Source organism: Labilibaculum manganireducens, assembly GCF_002843385.1.
GTDB lineage: Bacteria > Bacteroidota > Bacteroidia > Bacteroidales > Marinifilaceae > Labilibaculum > Labilibaculum manganireducens.
The window spans coordinates 1-19,791 of record NZ_MVDE01000040.1; the positions used below are offsets into that span (position 1 = coordinate 1).

Here is a 19,791-nt window from a genome sequence, read left to right on the forward strand (position 1 = left end):
AAAAAATAAAAACGTGTCGTTGCCGTGAAATTAAAAATCATAGTACATCCTTTTTATGTGAATTTTAAGAATGTAAAAATCTAAAATCTTATCGAAAATCCATATGCGCTATTGTGGAGACGGATACGCAGTAACATGATCGCATATTTGAAAAAAGGAAAATCCAGCCTGCAAAAGCAGGAGTGTGTGGCTGTAAAACATCCATTTGCAGCCACACACATTACTTTTTGCCAATATACACACCCTGATTAACGATGTAGCATTTTGATACTTAGTCCTTTTTGTTCTGACCATCCTTCTTTGTCGGTAAGACTTATAAAAAAATGATAATCACCATCGTCAAATATTCCATTTTCATTACTCAATGGAATATTTATTTCTAAGTTGGTTTCATATTGTTTTAAGCCTGTTGGAATATCATAATCATTAATAAATAAAAATGGAGTAACCGGACTTTTGATTGGGTCAAGATTGCATTCCGTAACTTCGGTGCTATGCGAATGGTGGTCGAAATTGTTATGTATGTCAATACTGAATGAACCCAATTCAACATTATCGGAGAATAAAGCTTTCAGCTCAAACGATTCTCCAAAATAGATGGTATCACAACTTAACGGAAATGCATCCTGAATTGTCAAATTAATTGTTGGTTTTTCTTTGTCTATTTCTTCATCTTTCTCACAAGAGTTAAAAATCATGAGCAGAAAAAGAGGGATAAATATAGTTGTTAAATTTTTCATGCCGGATTTATAGTAAAGAGGGTGTCCAAAAAGGAATAATTTGTATTGGATTGTCATATTGCGCGAAGTCGAAACATCCGTTTTTCAAAGTGTAAGATTCTTCGACAAGCTCAGAATGACAATAGAATGATACTTTTTGGACACCCTCTAATGATTTTAAAGATTTATTACTATTGGATAATGATTTGAAAATGCCCAGTTTCCCATTGCATCTTTGCTTTTTACAAGGATATAGTAGTTGCCGGATTTCCATGCATTATCTCCCTGAATGGCAACAGGAGTCATATTGTTGTCGTTTACGGCACCCACTTTGATAATGGCTGAGAAATCAGTTTCATCAGGATCTTCAAAATCATGGGTATGAAGCATTACAATTGCCTTAGTATTGGTGATGCCTGAAACATCAGTATCAGCAATATTGTCTGTTTCATAAACCAAAGCTACTACCAAACCAGCCAATGAAATATTATCGGTAATTGAACCTGAAATGGAAATTGTTTCACCATTAGCAAAGTTCTTTCCATTTTCCGGTGATGATGAAATGGTTATTACCGGAGCTTTATCATCAACCATTGCCTCAATTGATACTTCTTCTTCTACCGTTGTCGAGTTGCCATCCATGTCGGTTACAGTAATGTGGCAATGGTATGTGCCGGCAACCGTTGTGGCAGGAATATCAACATGCTTATGAAACGTAGTGTTTTTGAGCCCGGCAAACTCATCATATCCAACTACAATTTCATCGGTGCTGCCTTCCTCCTGATGAATTTCGACAGTTATTTTGTCTATTTTCCCTTCAGCAACAATTTCTGCTTCAATATGTAAATCAGCGCCAATGTATGCTACATGGCTGTTACCGATACCTAATTCTAAATTATTGATAATAGGTTTTGGAGCTACATCATCATCTTTTTCACATGAGGTAAAAAATAAACCTGCCGCGAAAGCAATTACAATCAAAAATACTCTTGTGTTCATAATTCTAAATTTAAATGTGTTTAACATATCTATTTGTTTTTTATTTTTCCTGAAAAGGGAATGGAAATATTCGCAATAAAATTTCTTCCTGGTTCAGGCACATTTATCAGCCGATAATAGCTGGTGTGATTAAAATACTTAGTGTTTAATAAGTTTTGAATCTGTAATGAAATAGTTACTTTTTGTTTTTTTATTGCAATATCTCCCCCAAATCCAATATTAACTACCTGATACCCATCGGTAGTTTTTTCTGGTGGCACAATATTATTTTGAGCCGCTGTAATCCTGTAATCAATGGATAAATAGGCTTGTTCAACAAACTTTATTTTATCCCTGTGATATTTGATATTGAAAATACCAGAAGGAGGTGGTGAAAAAGGCAGGGTAAAGCCTTTTTTTTCACCTGAAAGCTGCTCTGAATAAACATATTCGCCGATAATGCCGAATTGCAGGGATTTAAATAATTCGTAGTGTGCATGTATTTCGGCACCATATCTAAAAACCTTAGCTTGGGTGTAAAAATAAATCTGGTTTCCGTTGCCGTAAAGTCTGTCGTGTTCCGAACTAGGGTTCAAATAAATGTAATTGGAAAAATAATTTAGAAAAGGTGTGGTTTCAACTGCAAATTTCTCTGAACTATATTCTATGCCTGCATCAAGTTGATATGATATTTCAGGAGATAAATCAGCCTTACCCACCTCGTAACTAAAATGATGGTAATTGACACCATTTGCAGCCAATTCTTTAGCAATTGGCATGCGGAAACTTTTACCAATATTGGTTTTATATGACCACTTCCCGGAATTGTAATTATACCCAACAGACCATGTTAGATTTGAAAAACTACGGTGAATATTTCCTGCTCTTTGCAAATACGGCATGCTCGTACTACCACTTTCAACAACCGGGGATGGAAACCAATCAAAATATTCGTCGGTAATTATATGACCATGGTCATAACGAATACCCAATTGAACCATACTTTTGTCTGAAATTGAATGTTTTGCAAAAACAAAACCACCTATTTGCATCAGCTGATAAGCCGGAATTATAAAACCACGGCTATCAATACGGTTGTCCTGATGTTCACTGTTTATTCCAAAATTAAATTGCGTTTTATCACTCCATTGATAGGATAACTTTAGATTCCCCGAATACACATATTTTTCAAATTGTCGTTCAAGGTCGGGATTAAAATTTAATGTGTCAGGGAAAATTGGTGGCATATAACCATGATTAACGTATTGACTCCATTCCTTCCTGAAATTACGCTGAAAACCCAAATCCAGATCAAATTTCAATTGTTTCCACTGGAAATTACTTGAATTCGTGACCTTTAAATGATTTACTGTCTGATATGGGTAATGAATATCCCTGTTTGACTTATCATGCAATTCGGCATCTACATTGCGGGGTTCCAAACCATGTGCGTTGGCAAAAAATCCATTTTTACTATTTACACTGCTTACATAAAATTTGCTTCGATACCTTTTTTGCAGAATCCCAAAAGATAAATGGATGTCTTTTTCATTACCAGCTGTATTTCGCAAATGGTTTTTATACAATGCTGCCCGATATGAATAAATATCCACACTGTCAGCAGGAACTTTATAATCACCGTAATCAAGTATGGTTGCACGCACATCTGCATAGAACCATTTTTTTCTGCCATATAATGAAATGGATGTTCCCAGAAAATCATTATTCGCTTTGCCTGACAAATCAATTGTTCCGCCAAAGGAATTATTAACAGGTATTTTTCTGTTTTTCATGTCTATAACACCACCAATAGCATCAGAGCCATACATAAGGGAAGCAGGGCCTTTTATCACCTCAATATTATCAACAGCATATTGGTCAATTTCAAGCCCATGGTCTGCGCCCCATTGCTGAGCTTCATGCTTGATATTGTTTTCAACCACCACAACACGGTTAAACCCAAGCCCGCGAATTACAGGCTTCGATTGTCCTGAACCAATATCAATGCTTGTTATACCCGGCAACCTTTTAAGCGAGTTCATAAGACTACCGCCAAGGTTTTGTTTCAGATAATCGTCATTTACAATTTCAATATTGAGGGATTCTTCTTTTTTACGTGTTTCGGGATAATTATTGGTTATGACGACCTCTTGCAGGCTAAGTGCAGAAACATTTAATTGTACATTGTATGTTTTATTTCCTGTTAGTGAAATAGTATCAACAAGAGTTTTGTAACCAACAAATGAGATTTCCAGTTCATATTTACCTTTTGATAAATTATCAATGGTAAAATTACCTTTAGCATCAGTTACCGTACCTTTTTTTATAGGAAATAGAAACAAAGAAGCACCTGTTAATGGTTCATTGTTTTCATCAACAACGATACCTTTAAGTTCAAAAAATGTTTGCCCATACAAAAAACTACATAACATGCTCATGCTCAAAAAAAGCATGAAAAATTTGCTCATATAAAATTTATTGAGAGTTTAACCACCTGAAAATTAGAAGAAAATTATTCTATGAGACAAGAATGGGTGGTGCTCTTGGAGTTTTATTGGAGAATACTTGTACGTATTGCTGTACTGCAGCTACTTGATTGTAAGAGTAGGCCAATACAGGAATTTCTGATTTTATAACGGAAAGTTCAGGTAAATTATTTATTGAAAATTGATATTCACATATTGGACATGCGTTTTCTTTTTCCGATAAATTTTCAGTACTCGTATGGGAATTCTTATCAGATGATTCTGCATGACAAAGGTGATGTTCGCATTTATAACCATGCGCATGATGCCATACGATATGAACCGATTGAAATGTAATTGGAAAAAAGAAAATTACAAACAATATGAAAGCAATATGTTTTCTAAGCTTTATCAATTGTTTTTTTGATTTTTACAATTTGAACAAATCCCTTTTATTAAAACCTCTGTTTCAACATCAGAATAACCATCTGGTAATTGATATTTTTGTACAGGAACATCATTCATACATTTTACAGTATTACATTCATTGCAATAAAAATGGGCATGTTCATCTTTTTGTGTTACAGTATTATCCAGAGCATACTTGACCAATTGATTATCTACAATAATTTTATGGATTATTTTATACTCTTCAAGTGTTTTGAAAGAGCGGTAAAAAGTAGTTCGGTCGTAATTACCAACCAATTGTTCTCTGATTTCATTTTCAGACAGAGCTTGGTTAGCTGCTGTTATTACATCAATAATTCCCTCTCGGCAACTTGTTCGTTTTAGATTATACCTGTTTAGTATATCAACAGCTTTCATAAATGCAGATGTGTTTTAATTGCAACAATGATGCAAATGTAAAAAGAAATATTGAAAAAACGATAAGAAAAAATATTAATTTTAGCACATTATCCCTTCGCATCTAGGCACATGCTGTAAACGCTCTATACCAGCACGCAAACCACATTTTTGGAAAGAGCCTTTAGTTCGTTGCGTTCCAAGACAGGAAAGAATGATGAGACTGCAAAATAAAATTTATAATTGATGGATTGATAAACGGCCAGTATACAATCGTAGGTTGCACTAAGCTATTAGTTTAGTAGAAAATTTCTCACACCAGACACTTCACAAGATTTACATAGGCTATGTGGGTTTGTATATAAATAATTTTTAACATCAGGTATTTTTGAAGGCTTCCCCTACATATACAGTCCCGAATGATCGGGATTAGGTTGTGAGAAGATTCGATTAACATTTTCGACAGCAAAAATCGGTTACCAATTACCGGCTATCACTTTTCTGATTGTTATCAACTAGGGTTTCAGACTATGAATTGAAACAAATTTGTTTTATCCCCGCTACCTCACTCTTGTACCGTATGATAAGTAAAATAGTAAATGCGGGTACGAGCCGTAATTATAAATTTTGCAATCCGAGAGATATTTCACAGGCTTTGATATAATCGTGTGGTTGAGGTGTATTAGGACAGCTTACCGATACGGTTTACAAATTACCAAGTATTTTATCCATAACCCAACTGGTATGGGCTGCAGTTTCTCCGGTAGATGGGTGTTTGCTGTAGCCTAAAAGATCTTCTTTCATATTTTCAACATGATAAATCTGAATGTTTTCCGGATTTTCGATGAATAGTTCCTTTGTGCCATTTTCGTTTGTCAGCAAGAGTGGGGCATCGTCGAAAATAGAAAATTCAATTTTACCTCTGCTGCCAAATATTTCCACTCGATCTTCTCTTTGGCTGCAGCCAAAATTCCAGCTTCCTGTTCCGGTAATGCCATTTTCGTGCAGCCAACAAGCCGTTGCAGCATCTTTTGCATCATACAGGCCTTGCTGGTTTGTACTGAGGCCAGCTACTGTTTTTATATTTCCCAGCAAATAAATAAACAAGTCGATTCCATGGCTGGCTAAATCGTCGAAGTAGCCACCTGGTGCTATTTTCGAATCAGTTCGCCAATTGTATTTGCCAGACAAATCCATTTCGTTTGCCGGTTTACTCAAATGCCATCGGATATGTCTTACTTCTCCAATTGAATCATTTTCAAGCCATGTTTTTACTTGCTGAAAACGAGGCAGGGAACGGCGGTAGTAAGCTGCAAATAAGGGGAGACTTTTTATTTTAAATGCTTCACAGATTTCCAGACAGTCCTGATGACTTGGAGCCAGTGGTTTTTCTATGCAGCAAATTTTCCCTGCTTCAGCAATTTTTAGAGCGTAATATTTGTGCGAATCAGGAGGTGTAGCAATATATATAGCATCAATTTCATTGTCATTAATTAATTCGTCAGCATTGATATAGAACTTAGTAATATGATGTCTTTTTGCATAATCCTGCACTTTGTCTGCATCGCGGCGCATAACAGCCTTAATTTCGAATCCGTCTGTTTTTTGATAAGCCGGGCCACTTTTAACTTCGGTTACATTACCGCAACCCAATATTCCCCAACGTATTATTTTAGTATCTGAATTCTTCATTTTGTCTGGTTTGATATGTGCATTTCAATGCTAATTAGCTACGCAAGATAGGGATTTTTTGTCTTTTGGAACAGAAGCCCTTCCATGTTTTTATTTTGAGTTTTAAGTCCCTGAAATTTGTATGGCGGAACTATTTTAGAATGCGGAATCTTTGAGAATATCATATATTTTGTATTTTTGAATGCCATTCAAGTCCGTTGAAACAAATCAAAACTTTAAACAATTCTAATGATTCAATTACGAGTAAAAATTATGGCCTTTAAGGAGGCTGAGGCCAAATACATTGAACTGGGTAAGAAAAGATTTTCGGACATGCTTCCCGATCTTGAAGCAAATATTCAATTTGTTAAAGATGATGCGGATATTTTATTTATTTTGAGTGGCGGGAGCGAACAAGCCGCTAAATTATTGGCAGAAAAAAACAGATTTTATATTATTCTGTCGAATGAATTGGATAATTCGAATGCAGCGGCTCTGGAAATTAAGGCGTGGATGAATCGCGAAGGGATAAGTTCTGTATTGCTTTCGAATCCGGAGGAAATGAAAGCGTATATGTCAAAGTACATAGAAGTAACTTCGGCTATTGAAGCTCTAAAGGGAAAGCAGCTGGGTTTAATTGGCAATGTTTCCGATTGGCTGATTGCTTCAAGTGTTGAGAAGAATGTCTTGATGAGTAAGTTGGGAATCAATTTGAAACAAATTGATTGGAAAAGCCTTTGCAGCTTCGAGGATGCTGAAATTAACAATGATTTTTTAAGCAAATTTGAATATACAGATCATCAGGAGAAACTGAATGCTTCGAAAATTTACAATATCCTGAAAGATTGCGTTGAAAATGAGAAATTGGATGCCTTAACCGTTGAGTGTTTTCCTTTGGTCCGTCAGAAATCGGTAACTGCCTGTCTGGCGTTGTCTCTTTTTAACGATCAACAAATACCTGCGGGCTGCGAAGGCGATTTGACCAGTATTGTGGGAATGATGTTTGCCAAAGAAATTTCCGGATCAATTCCATGGATGGCAAACGTTGCCAAAATATCTGAAGAAGCTGCTTTATTCGCTCACTGTACAATCGGCACCAATTTATTGTCGGATTATAAAGTAACGACCCATTTTGAAACAGGTTTGGGAACTGCGATTCAGGGAATGTACCGTTACAATGACATTACTGTTTTTCGTTTCAACAGCGAATTAAACAAGGCTTTTATCACCACAGGTGAAGTTTTGGATCGTCCGGGATATGCAACAGCATGCCGCACGCAAATTGAGGTGAAATTACCTCTGTCTGCAATTACTAAATTAAAGGAAAATCCTTTAGGAAATCATCATCTGATTTTACAGGGGAACCAGCTTGAGAAACTGCAATTGGCCTGTGGTTTATTGGGAATTGAATTGATCTAGATAATTCAAAATACGAAAAAGGAACACCATTGTGATGTTCCTTTTTTCAATTGAAATTAGTCTGTGTTTATTTGGTAGGAGTAGTTTTTACTTTTATGCATGATTTTCTGTGAGATGATTTATCTCTTCTTTGATACAAACTAATTCTGTTATGTCTTCCAGAATCATAATGATGTATTTTTCTTTTTGATAGGGAAACAGGCGTGTTGAAAACTGTAAATGTTTGTCAACCTTTACACCTTCAAAATTAAAAAACGGTTTCGTAATTTTTTCGTTGAAAACAGCCTCATTACTTGCATAAGATTTAAGTGCCGAGATTCGTAATTCACAGGCTCTGCACATGCTCGTATTACCACATAGTTCCTGTTCGTCTATTTGATATGCACAGCCTATTACTTCACCACATTTTCGATATAGTAAATTTTCATTTTTTTTATTGGAAAATATGCTTAGCAATGGATCGTTATAAGCCCGTAATTTAAGATCCTTATCCAATAGCATAATACACGAACTAATGTTATTTAGAATCAGATTTAAAAATTCACTCGATTTGCTCAGTTCGCTAAACCGCTCATTTGTATGTGTGATGTCTGTTTTCATAGCAATTTTTTTATCATCAAAATCATCGTATTTAAACCCAATTCGGATAGTTCCATCTAAATTACGAAATTTTATGATAATTTCAAAATGTCAGAAAACAATATTGTATGTTGTGATTTATTTCAGATAAGCTGACATTAATAAATTAAAAGAGAGTGTCCAAAAAGGAATATTTTGTAATGGATTGTCATGTTGAAGTCGAAACATCTGTTTTTCTAAGTGAAAGATTCTTCGTCCCGATTCATCGGGATCAGAATGACAATGGAACTATGCTTTTTGGACACCCTCATGATAAATTAGGAGACAGCACTAAAAATCTTTAACAGGATGCTTCCTATTATTTTACATTCATTACTTGTACTTGTCTCTTTGGAAAAATTAGAGATTAGTGTTTGTTCAGAATTTGATTTATTGAGCTGAATAACTAAACATGAGTTAGTAGTAAATACAGCGATGTTGTTCCAATGAAAATCCAAAGTAGAATTCCCATGATAAAAGTATTGCTGCCGGTTTCCCTGATTTCAGAAACAGAAATACTTGAACCGATAAATAGTAGGGCGATGATCATTCCTTTTTTGCCCAGCCAATTTAAGATTGCAAAACCATCCTGCCATTGTGGAACTAAGTGAGCTGTAATAATTGCCAATACAAATACGCCGATGAACCAAGGTATTTTTATTTTACCGGATTCTGTGTTTTTGTTGAAAATTGCAAATACAATTGAAACAGGAATGATCCAAAGGGCTCGGGTTAGTTTAACCGTAGTCGCAATTTCCAAAGCTTTTTCACCATATGCAGATGAAGCACCCACTACAGAACTGGTATCGTGAATCGCGATTGCCGACCAAAAACCAAATGTTTCCTGACTCATTTCAAAATAATGTCCGATGATAGGAAATAAGATCAATGCGACAGAGTTTAGCACAAAAACAACAGCCATTGCAAACAAAACCTGCTTGTTTTTTGCATTAATAACCGGTGCAACAGCAGCAATGGCACTGCCTCCGCAAATAGCAGTTCCTGCAGCAATTAATATGCTTGTGACTTTTTCCACCTTAAAAAGTTTACCGAGTAACAAACCAATACTGATGGTTGATATTACCGACATGGCCGTAAAACCAAAACCTGATTTAGAAGCTTCTATTACCAGAGTCAGATTCATGCCAAAACCCATTAGAATGATGGATGCCTGTAAAACAGAAGATGTGTATTTGGTAAACCGGGCGGTTTTAATCCCAAACATAGAAAAGAAGAGTCCGGTGATTAGAGCAGTAGCTGGTGAAAAGCCGGGCATAAAGCAAAGTGCAATGCCGATGAAAAATAAGTAGCTGGTTTTTTTAGAGAATTGATACATTTGTTTTTGTTCTTTGATTTCAGGAACAAAAATACGATGTGTAAATAGCTTATGGAAATTGTAAATTATTATTATATATAACTAAAAGTTATAATGGTAAAGTAGGTCTATAAATAAACCGGGGATTTTTAACTCAGAGCCCTGACGCGATGCCAGTCTTAGTTTCCTATGAATATTTAATTCACTTACATTTAGTTTGCAAAGACTTTTCAGTTGCATTTCCTTCTTAACAGACTTTTCGGATATCAGGGCAATACCATCAAAATCACAAAGAAAATTTTTAATTGCTTCGGTACTTCCCAGATGAATCAGAATGTTTAGTTTTTCCAGATCTATATTTTGCTTAGCGAGTGTTTTCTGAATAACCTGCAATGTTCCGGAACCTTTTTCCCGCAGCACCAATGGTATTTCCAGAATGTCGGTTAGTTTAATGTTTTTGCGTTTTGCATATACACTTTGTGTTCCTGTAACGGCAATAATTTCATCATCCAGAAAATCCATGTATTTGATGTTGGAATTGGACGCTTCATTTTCTACCAGAGCCAAATCTATTTCATTATCGAGCAGTTTTTGCTCCATTTCAAAAGAATTGCCGTTGAATAAATCGAGTTTGATTTTGGGATATCGTTTATGAAAGGATGCAATTACCGATGGAATAAGGTATTGGGAAATGGTAGAACTGGCACCAATTCGCAAAGAACCATTAAAAGCCTCATTTAATCTGCCCAATTCATATTCCAAATCACGATACTGCTGTTTGATTTGTTTAAGACTGCGATACACCAATTTACCGGACTTGGTTAAATAAACTTTGTTTCCTTTTCGTTCGAAAAGCGCGGTATTTAATTTACTTTCCAATTCTTTAATGTGTTTGGTAACTGCAGGCTGGCTGATGAACAGTTCTTCGGCGGCTTTCGAGAAATTTAGGTTTTCTGCCACAGCAATAAATACTTCGTCCCGATAATCCATGTCTTATCCTTTTAGTTTTGTTTTCAACCATTTCCATGGGAACAGTATTGATACATTTTTTTGATAAATCCGGTACTGCTCACCGTATTCTAAAACTAGTTTTTTTTCTTCTAAAAGACAGCCAATAACCAAATAAATACTAAGAATTACATTCACGATCAATGAGCTGGTATTTAAATTTCCTGCCCATATAAATAAGAAAGTTGCAGTATACCAAGGATGGCGGATTACACCAAGAATTCCGGAAGTATTTATATTTCCATCATCAGATATGGTTTTGTGATGTTCTTTTTGCTGAATCTGGCGAAAGCCTAAAAAGGACGATAGATCGTATGTACGGGAACCGGCAAAAAACAAGTAAAAGCTGAATAGGAGAATCAAAACACGCACAATCATAAAATTACCGGGCCAGATAAAAATCACCTCGCTTTTTATTGAATTGGAATACCAAATCAGTGGTAAGAATGTAATTAGCGAAAATAGATTGTAGAGAATCCGGTAGGTTCTGAATTGTCTGCCAAGTTTAGGTTTTATATAGCTGATGAACTGATTCGAAATTAAACTGCTGTGAAAAAAGCACCATAACAATAGAAATATACAAAGCAGAATATGTTGTGTTGAGATCATTGCGTAAAAGTAGGAAATAGATTTCGCTTTCATCTATTTCCTGCACTTTGAGAGAGGAGATTCTGTCTTGCTATACCAGTTATTTTATTCAACGGATTAGTTGAATGATCCTTTAATGAATGCCTTAGCTGTATTTTTCAGATCTAAAATCTCAGAGAATCTTTTTGATTCACTTCCAGTTTTTATTTTTTCTCATCAATTTTAGTCGCAGGTATAAAAAATAAAAAGTACAAGAATACCTTTGTTTTATCCATTTATGAATGAGTTTTGCTTTCCTAGCTTTGTTGAATAAGAAATAGTAAATGTGTTGAATTAATAGTAAAAAGATATGAGTAAGAAATTTTTATATGTTAGCGCAAACCCAAAAGAAGAAAAGGATTCATATAGCTTAAAGGTAGGGAGAGCTTTTATTGAGCAATACAAAAAGCAAAATCCCAATCACCAGGTTACAGAACTTAATTTGTTTAAAACAGATGTTCCCTATTTAAATGCTCTGGTTTTTGATGGTTTTTCGAAGTTGCAGAATGGTGGCAGTTTAAACGATTTGGATCAAGAGCAGATGAAGCAGATTGAAAATCTAAATCAACTTTTGGAACAATTTATGGAAGCTGATGCCTATGCGTTTGTTAACCCGATGTGGAATTTTTCTATTCCTCCCGTACTTAAAGCCTATATTGATGTCATATTGCAGGCAGGAAAAACATTTCATTATACTGAAAATGGTCCGGAAGGATTGATGAAAGGAAAGAAGGCTGTTCACATTCAAGCATCAGGAGGAGTTTATTCAAATGGGGCGGGAAGTGAAATGGATTTTTCGCATCGTTATTTAAAATCAGTTTTGGGATTTATTGGAATATCAGAATTGAAATTTGTTCCTGTTGAAGGAATTGCAATGGGACTGGATATTCCTGAGATTGAAAAATTGGCAAAAGAAAAGGCGATTGAATTCGTGTCTGAATTCTAATTGTATCATTGAAAAAATAGAATTTCAAGAAATTTTACTTGAATTGTGTGCGGGTTGATCATCCTTTGGGAATGTCTTCCCGCACTTTCGTATCGTAAATCGGATAATTTTGTTAAAATTCCTTTAATTGTCAGCTATCTGGCACGCTTTAATTTTTATGTAGATTTAAAAACAACTACTTTAGTAGTTCTTAACAGTACACGGCTAAAAACAAATATATGAAGTTGGATCAGTTGAAATTAAATATAGATCATATTCCATTCAAAAAATCATTGAGTTTTCTTCCTTTAATTAATAAATTAAAGAGTGAACAAAGAAATGGAGCCGGAAATGATTCACTTGCAGAAATTATTTTGGATGTAGTTAAAAGGAATCCTGATTTAGCAAAAACCGATTTTAATATTGAGGATGTCAGTAAGTATGAGGATGAGATTCATACAATAATGTCGTATTTTTTCACACCATCTCAATACAAAAAAGATATAGCTGTTGCAGCAAGTCCGTTCGACGATCAGAATTTTTATTTCACTCCAAATTATTTAAAAATTTATAATGATCAGAATATTGAAATTGAACATGTTGAGCAGAAGAATCAGGATGATTGTTATCAGACTTTTACGAAGTTAATATATGCATATCTAATGATTCTTCCCAAATTCTATAATTTTCAATTGGATATGGATTATCTGTTTTTGTATCGTATGACAGATAAATTGAATGGTTTGGTGAAGTATTATAAATTGGAGTATGATGAGTCATGTATAGAAGTTACTTCTAATGGGAAGCCGCCGGAAGCCTCGGAGGAGGACATTAGAGAAATGATTAACGATCCAATGAATATGGATTTTTGGATGAAGACGATTCCTTTGGATAATTTTACTTTTTGTGGATTTATGTCATTCAAATATGTAGATGTTACTCAGATTGAAGTAATCTCATCATTAAAGTCTCAATTGCTGGAAAAATCTTCAATAATTAACCGGAATAATTTTAATGCTCTCGAACAGAATATTCGCTCATTATTAGCATTGCCAAATTTGAATTTAGGTGTACTTGCTTTGAGCATGATTAAGGGAAATGTTGAAAATCCTTCTAATTTTTGGCATGGATTCATCGATCCTAATAAATACAAGTGCGATGCATATCAGGGAACAATATATCAAGAGGCGGGGTTATCCGGTTATCCTGTTTTGATTAATGACCTTACGAGAATAGAGAATTTAAAACCTGTGGAACAAGAGTTGTTAAATCAGGGTATTAAGAATATTAGTATCATTCCTCTTTATTACGAAGGGGAGTTGGTGGGGATGATGGAATTGGGTTCAACAAAGGCTTTTGATATCAATTTCACAAAACTGCGTGTGATAAAAGACATCATTCCAGTATTTTCTATTGCAGTTCAGCGGACGAGCGAGGAATTAAAAAATAGAATAGAGGCTACAATTAAAGAAGAATGTACAGCAATACATCCAAGTGTGGAGTGGAGGTTTCAGCAGGCGGCCAGCAATTTGTTAGCCAAAAGAGATTTGGATGATCAGGTGCAAATGGAAGAAATCGTTTTTCGGGAAGTATATCCATTGTACGGAGCGATTGATATTCGTCATTCTTCGGTGATTCGAAACCGGACAATTCAAGATGATTTGGTAGAGCAATTGCAATTGGCACGAGAGGTTTTGAGAGAGGCATTTTTGGATTGTAAAATGCCAGTATACGATCAGTTAATATACAAAATTGATTATTTTATTGACGCAATTGAGAAAGGACTTTCTTCGGGTGATGAAATGAACGTTCTTCGTTTTATCCGCCATGATGTAGAATCCCTTTTTCCACATTTTAAAGAGAATGGATCTGCTATAAATGCTGCGATTGCAGAATACAATAAAAATATTGATCCAGACTTAAATATCGTTTACAAGCAGAGAAAAGATTTTGAGGATAGTTTAGCGATGATTAATGATTGCGTTATCTCTTATCTTGAAAAAGAGGAAGAAAAAGCGCAGAAGATGTTCCCTCATTATTTTGAAAAATACCGTACAGATGGCGTAGAGCATAATATTTATATCGGACAAAGTATTTCAGCACAAAAAACATTTGATCGAATCTATTTAAAGAATCTCCGCTTGTGGCAGTTAATTGTAAGTGCTGAATTAGCCCGGAAAACAGGTGCTTTAAAAAGTTCATTGCCAATTGAACTGGAAACCACAGGTTTAGTTTTAGTACATAGCCAACCTTTGGCAATAAGGTTCAGACAAGATGAGAAAAAATTTGATGTAGACGGGGCTTACAATATTCGTTATGAGATTGTTAAAAAAAGGATTGATAAGGCAGTAATAAAAGGAACCAGTGAGCGCCTTACTCAGCCTGAAAAATTAGCCGTAATATTTAGTCAGGAATCAGAAATGGCAGAGTATCAGAGGTATTTGGAGTATTTGGCAGCGAAGGGCTACTTCGAGAACAATATTGAACATTTGGAGTTGGAAGATTTACAAGGAGTGTATGGCTTAAGAGCGCTAAGAGTTCAAATTAAGAATGGTGAAGAACAGAATGAAGTGCTTACTGTTGCTAAGGAATTGAAGCTGAATGAATAGTTTATGTTGCCAATAATCTTAAAAAAATTAAAATAGAATACAAGTAGAATAAATTTATGCAATTTAAATCTTTATGTCTTAGTCTGGTTTTATCCACAATAAGTTTCTTGAATTTTGCTCAATTGGCAACAGATAGTTTGCCCGATAAGGCTCGTCCAAAAATAGGGCTTGTTTTAAGCGGTGGTGGTGCAAAAGGATTTGCTCATGTTGGTGTTCTTAAGGTTATTGACGAATTGGGTATTCCGATTGACTATATCGCGGGTACTAGTATGGGAGGCCTTATAGGTGGTTTTTATGCAATTGGATATTCCGCTGTTGATATTGAGAAAATGATCTTGAGTCAGAATTGGGAAAATCTCCTCTCAGATAATGTTTCACGAAAATTTGTACCTATTTATGAGAAAAAGGATTTTGAAAGATATATCCTGTCATTTCCGATTAAACCGAAAGGAATTCAATTGCCTAGTGGTATTGTTGGGGGACAAAACGTGATCAATTTATTTGAACGGTTAACGATAGAATATCATGACCAGACGGATTTTAATAAATTACCCATTCCTTTCCTATGTATTGCTACTGATTTGGAAACAGGGAAGGCTGTAGTTCTGGATAAAGGTTATCTGCCTCTGGCTATGCGAGCCAGTATGGCTATTCCAACCTTTTTCTCTCCGGTAGAGATAGATGGCAAATTATTAGCTGATGGGGGAATGATTAATAATTTTCCGGTAAAGGAATTAATTAATATGGGCGCCGATATTATTATTGGAGTAGATGTACAGTCTGGTGTTAAGTCCAAAAAAGAATTAAAGTCTATTTTGGATATAATGAATCAGACGGTTTCATTAATGGCATTGAATAATTTTAAAGACAATCTGAAATACTGCGATATCTATATTAAACCTAAAATAGATGAATACACAGTTGGGAGTTTTCAGGATGCGGATTCATTAATTCATAGAGGAGAAGCAATTGCACAAACATTTATTCCAACTTTACTCGATTTAAAGAAGAAATATAATCTGGAAAAGAAAAAATTGAAAGCATATGTGCCTCCATGTGATTCATCCACTTATTTCATTAAAGATGTGGAGGTTAATGGGTTAAATGAAGTGAGTTATTCGTTGTTGTATGGTAAGCTGAATTTGGAGATGAACAGTAATGTTAGTTTATACAAATTACAGGATGGGATTAATCGTGTGTATGGCAGCCGGTACTTCGATCGTGTAGATTTTCAAATGAAAGGAGAGGAAGAAAAGACTCTTATTGTAAATGTGAAGGAGCGAACCACCAAGAGATTTAATGTCGGACTTCATTACGACAGCGATAATAATGCTGCCGTATTACTAAATACTACATTTCGGAATAAACTAAAAAGTGGATCCCGTTTATCGTTTGATTTAAAACTAGCAGAAAATCCGAGATTTAAAACGACTTATACTGTTGATAATGGTTTGAAGCCGGGCTTGAATGTGGAAGCTGAATTTAATGATTCTCAGGTAGATGCTTTTGAGGATGGTAAAAAACTTGCAAGTTATGACTTTAATTATCTAAAATTTGATGTAAATACACATTCTATATTTCGGGAATCATATTCTTTTGGTTTAGGAGGGAAGATTGAATATTACAACATTAATTCAGAATTCACGACTCTTGATTTACTGGATTCCAGAGATGAAGATTATTACTTTACTTATTATGCATTTCTAAATCTGGATTCCCATGATAAGGCTTATTATCCAAAGACCGGAATGAGTCTTTATGGAGAGTATAAGTTAGTGACAAATAATGGATTTAAACTTGATGGTATGAACCGACCGGCGTCGGTGGCTTATCTTAAATTTCAAAAGGCAATTAGTGTAAGTTCTGCATTTACGGTTTATCCAAAATTTTATGGCAGGGTAGTATGGGGTAAAAATATACCTAATTTTTATATGTCATATACGGGAGGAATCGATCAAACAGATTATTTTGATATTCAAATGCCTTTTGTTGGTTTGGAACGTATGGAGTTGGCGTCAATAAATTCTTTTGTTTTCCGGGCCGATTTTCAATATGAATTATTTCGGAATAATTATTTAATTCTTAAAACCAATGCGGGTAAATTGGTTGAAGATGTCAATGATGCATTAACCCAAGGAGAATGGATTAGAGGAATAGGATTAACATATTCGTACAATAGTTTAATTGGCCCGATAGAATTTTCGTTGATGTATTCTGATAAGAAAAATGGTATTTCAAACTATGTGAATTTAGGCTTTTGGTTTTAATCGATCATCAGCCTTAATTTTAAGGTTTTATAAGTTCAATCTTATTACTTTCCTGATTGGTAAACCTGATTTTATGAATAAAAGTATTTTGTTTTTAGCGGTTCTTTTTTGCAGTACTTCAATTGAAGTGTTTGGTCAGAATATGGGTGATACTTTAAAGTGTGGCTGGAATCCTGGAATAATAGGAGCGGGTCCGGTTCGTGGTCTGGAAATGTCTTATCATGCAAATACAAATTATAACATCCGATCGTCTTCAGATGTATATGGAAACGGGAAATCTGAAATTGATTACAATCGTGTTTTCACAGCAAAGTTACGCTTTCCGATATTTCTTAATCAGAAATTGAAAATTGCCGGTAGTATAGAGTATAGTGATGAAGAATTCCATTTTGATGATATTTCTAATAATGATTACCCTTTGTATAAAAGTCTGAATGATAAAAATCTCAAGAGTGTCGGAGGCAGTCTTTATCTTACTGCACAATTAAAAAGGAATATGTTTTTCATGTTTCGTTTCAATGCCAGATTAAAAGGTGATTACTGGAAAGAACACATTGGTGATGTGAGTAAGTATACTTTTCTGAAAATGGAAATGTCGCCTATAATTGGGTGGAAAGTGAATTCTAAAAAATCATGGGGTGTTGGTTTGGCTTATTCCTATACTTTTGGCGATCCATTGCTGTTTCCTGTTTTTGTTTACAATCATTCTTTTGCTGATAAATGGGGTGTTGAAGCTTTACTTCCTGCCAGAATAAAATTGCGGTATCAACCATCAAAACTTTGTTTTATCAATGCAAAAGCAAGATTGCAGGGTGGTAGTTACAGCATTCATTTTAACGATCCTGAATTGAATGATTTTAAGACATTGGAATTAAGAAGAGCTGATTTGAACTTTTCACTGGAAATAGAAAAGGGAATTGCAGACTGGTTGTGGACTTCTTTTGAATGTGGTTACCGAACCAATATTAATTTTGATGTTACCAATAGTAATCATGGATTTAGTCTGTCTGGAAGCAAATTGACCAATAAGAACAGTATCATAGATTCATCCGTTGGAGGAGGAGTTTTTTACAATTTCTCAGTATTTATCGTGCCCTCAAAAACACTTCTGAAACGTTTTGGTTTAAAATAAGGGAATATAGAAAACTAAAGGGCGGCATTCTTTCTGCCTGGTCTAAAATTAGTAAAAATACCGCCCTCATCGTTTAGTTTAGTTCATTCGAAAATATCGATGGTGCGATATCTCTTAAATTATATCTGGATGCCATTGCTTCTCCATAAGCACCGGTGGTGCGAATTGCAATTAAATCGTTTCTTTTTGTAGCCGGCAAGCTGACTAATTTACCAAAGCAATCGGATGATTCACAAATAGGTCCAACCACATCATAATTTTCAGTTTCACCATTCGAACTTAAGTTTTCGATTTTGTGATAAGCCTGATAAAGAGCCGGGCGAAGCAATTCAGTCATACCGGCATCTAAAATTGCAAATTTGGTTTTCACACCATTTTTAACGTATAAAACTTTGGAAATTAAGCTGCCGCATTGAGCTACCATTGATCTTCCCAATTCAAAATGAAGTTCCTGATTTGCTTCCAGATCTAGAAACTCATCGAAAATGCCGAAAAAGGCAACAAAATCAGGTATCGGATTCTCATCAGGATGCTTGTAATCTACACCAAAACCACCTCCCACATTGATGTGTTCTACAAAAATTTGTCGGTCCGAAAACCACTGCTTAATTTCATTGATACGAAGACATAAGCCTTTGAATACACTCAAATCGGTAATTTGAGATCCAATGTGAAAGTGCAGGCCAATTAACTCTATGTTTTTATAGGATGCCAAACCTTCCAGAACACTGTCAAATTCCCATCGGCTGATACCAAATTTATTCTCTTCAACCCCTGTTGTGATGTAATGATGCGTATTTGCATTAACATTTGGGTTGATACGAATTGCAATTTTTGCAATTTTATTGGCTTTTGCAGCCATTTCATTAATCAATTCCATTTCGGGAATCGATTCGCAGTTAAAACAGAAAATATTGGAATCTAATGCGGTTTGAATTTCCTGATCGGATTTACCAACACCGGCATATACAATTTTATTCTGTGGATATCCTGATTCCAAAGATCTCTTTATTTCATTTCCACTTACGCAATCGGCACCAAATCCATACGACTGAATTTTGGTCATAATTTTCGGATTAGCATTCGCTTTTACTGCATAATGAACATGATATCCATATTTGGATGACTCTCTTTTAACAATCTCCAAAGTGTTTTGAAGAATCTCCATATCGTAATAGTAGAACGGAGTAGGTATGTTTGAGAATTCGTTGATTCTTGAGCTGTTAAACATGAT

General features: G+C 35.0%; 17 protein-coding genes. 6 read left to right on the top strand and 11 right to left on the bottom strand.

The features are described 5' to 3' along the window. Window positions 1-248 precede the first annotated feature (248 nt). From BZG01_RS18375 to BZG01_RS18400, 6 genes are all read right to left on the bottom strand, one after another. Window positions 249-740 carry a DUF4625 domain-containing protein gene (locus BZG01_RS18375; protein WP_101311345.1) on the bottom strand — a complete coding sequence of 164 codons (492 nt, stop codon included), beginning with the start codon at window positions 738-740 and terminating at the stop codon, window positions 249-251. Window positions 741-896: 156 nt separating this feature from the next. After that, the gene (locus BZG01_RS18380) at window positions 897-1,718 is read right to left on the bottom strand and encodes a DUF4625 domain-containing protein (RefSeq protein WP_180327386.1); all 822 of its coding nucleotides are present in this window, start codon (window positions 1,716-1,718) and stop codon (window positions 897-899) included. Window positions 1,719-1,747: 29 nt separating this feature from the next. Next, window positions 1,748-4,165, bottom strand: a complete 2,418-nt coding sequence (locus BZG01_RS18385; protein WP_101311306.1) for a TonB-dependent receptor — start codon at window positions 4,163-4,165, stop codon at window positions 1,748-1,750. A gap of 49 nt (window positions 4,166-4,214) precedes the next feature. Next, complete coding sequence (locus BZG01_RS18390) at window positions 4,215-4,577, bottom strand: hypothetical protein (protein ID WP_101311307.1); 363 nt, start codon at window positions 4,575-4,577, stop codon at window positions 4,215-4,217. Continuing rightward, a complete protein-coding gene (locus BZG01_RS18395) occupies window positions 4,574-4,987 on the bottom strand; it encodes a Fur family transcriptional regulator (RefSeq protein WP_101311308.1) in 414 nt (137 codons plus the stop codon). The genes BZG01_RS18390 and BZG01_RS18395 overlap by 4 nt, the downstream gene beginning before the upstream one ends. 684 nt (window positions 4,988-5,671) lie before the next feature. Further along, window positions 5,672-6,658: a Gfo/Idh/MocA family protein gene (locus BZG01_RS18400; protein ID WP_101311309.1), complete on the bottom strand. Its 987-nt coding sequence runs from the start codon at window positions 6,656-6,658 to the stop codon at window positions 5,672-5,674. 228 nt (window positions 6,659-6,886) lie between these two features. Between BZG01_RS18400 and BZG01_RS18405 the strand changes: the two genes are divergently transcribed. Further along, a complete protein-coding gene (locus BZG01_RS18405) occupies window positions 6,887-8,056 on the top strand; it encodes a hypothetical protein (RefSeq protein WP_101311310.1) in 1,170 nt (389 codons plus the stop codon). Between the two features lie 93 nt (window positions 8,057-8,149). Here BZG01_RS18405 and BZG01_RS18410 read toward each other — a convergent pair whose 3' ends face one another. Then, on the bottom strand, window positions 8,150-8,656 hold the full coding sequence (locus tag BZG01_RS18410) for a nitrogen regulation protein NR(II) (RefSeq protein WP_101311311.1): 507 nt from the start codon (window positions 8,654-8,656) through the stop codon (window positions 8,150-8,152). A gap of 424 nt (window positions 8,657-9,080) precedes the next feature. Continuing rightward, complete coding sequence (locus BZG01_RS18415) at window positions 9,081-9,890, bottom strand: YeiH family protein (protein WP_245870424.1); 810 nt, start codon at window positions 9,888-9,890, stop codon at window positions 9,081-9,083. Between BZG01_RS18415 and BZG01_RS21910 the strand changes: the two genes are divergently transcribed. Then, entirely contained in the window at window positions 9,817-9,984 is a 168-nt protein-coding gene (locus BZG01_RS21910; protein WP_245870426.1) for a hypothetical protein, read from the top strand. The two genes, BZG01_RS18415 and BZG01_RS21910, sit on opposite strands and share 74 nt — an antisense overlap. 107 nt (window positions 9,985-10,091) lie before the next feature. Here BZG01_RS21910 and BZG01_RS18420 read toward each other — a convergent pair whose 3' ends face one another. Both BZG01_RS18420 and BZG01_RS18425 read right to left on the bottom strand, forming a co-directional pair. After that, window positions 10,092-10,979 carry a LysR substrate-binding domain-containing protein gene (locus BZG01_RS18420; protein WP_101311313.1) on the bottom strand — a complete coding sequence of 296 codons (888 nt, stop codon included), beginning with the start codon at window positions 10,977-10,979 and terminating at the stop codon, window positions 10,092-10,094. 3 nt (window positions 10,980-10,982) lie between these two features. Then, window positions 10,983-11,639: a methyltransferase family protein gene (locus BZG01_RS18425; protein WP_101311314.1), complete on the bottom strand. Its 657-nt coding sequence runs from the start codon at window positions 11,637-11,639 to the stop codon at window positions 10,983-10,985. Window positions 11,640-11,934: 295 nt separating this feature from the next. Here BZG01_RS18425 and BZG01_RS18430 point away from each other — a divergent pair, with 295 nt between their 5' ends. From BZG01_RS18430 to BZG01_RS18445, 4 genes are all read left to right on the top strand, one after another. Beyond that, on the top strand, window positions 11,935-12,570 hold the full coding sequence (locus BZG01_RS18430; protein WP_101311315.1) for an FMN-dependent NADH-azoreductase: 636 nt from the start codon (window positions 11,935-11,937) through the stop codon (window positions 12,568-12,570). 218 nt (window positions 12,571-12,788) lie between these two features. Further along, a complete protein-coding gene (locus BZG01_RS18435) occupies window positions 12,789-15,158 on the top strand; it encodes a GAF domain-containing protein (RefSeq protein WP_101311316.1) in 2,370 nt (789 codons plus the stop codon). A 107-nt stretch (window positions 15,159-15,265) separates the two neighbouring features. Further along, complete coding sequence (locus tag BZG01_RS18440; RefSeq protein ID WP_180327387.1) at window positions 15,266-17,425, top strand: patatin-like phospholipase family protein; 2,160 nt, start codon at window positions 15,266-15,268, stop codon at window positions 17,423-17,425. A 73-nt stretch (window positions 17,426-17,498) separates the two neighbouring features. Further along, a complete protein-coding gene (locus BZG01_RS18445) occupies window positions 17,499-18,557 on the top strand; it encodes a DUF6268 family outer membrane beta-barrel protein (protein WP_101311318.1) in 1,059 nt (352 codons plus the stop codon). A gap of 73 nt (window positions 18,558-18,630) precedes the next feature. Here the strand turns inward: BZG01_RS18445 and lysA are convergent, their stop codons facing one another. Then, entirely contained in the window at window positions 18,631-19,788 is a 1,158-nt protein-coding gene (gene lysA, locus BZG01_RS18450; protein WP_101311319.1) for a diaminopimelate decarboxylase, read from the bottom strand. Window positions 19,789-19,791 lie beyond the last annotated feature (3 nt).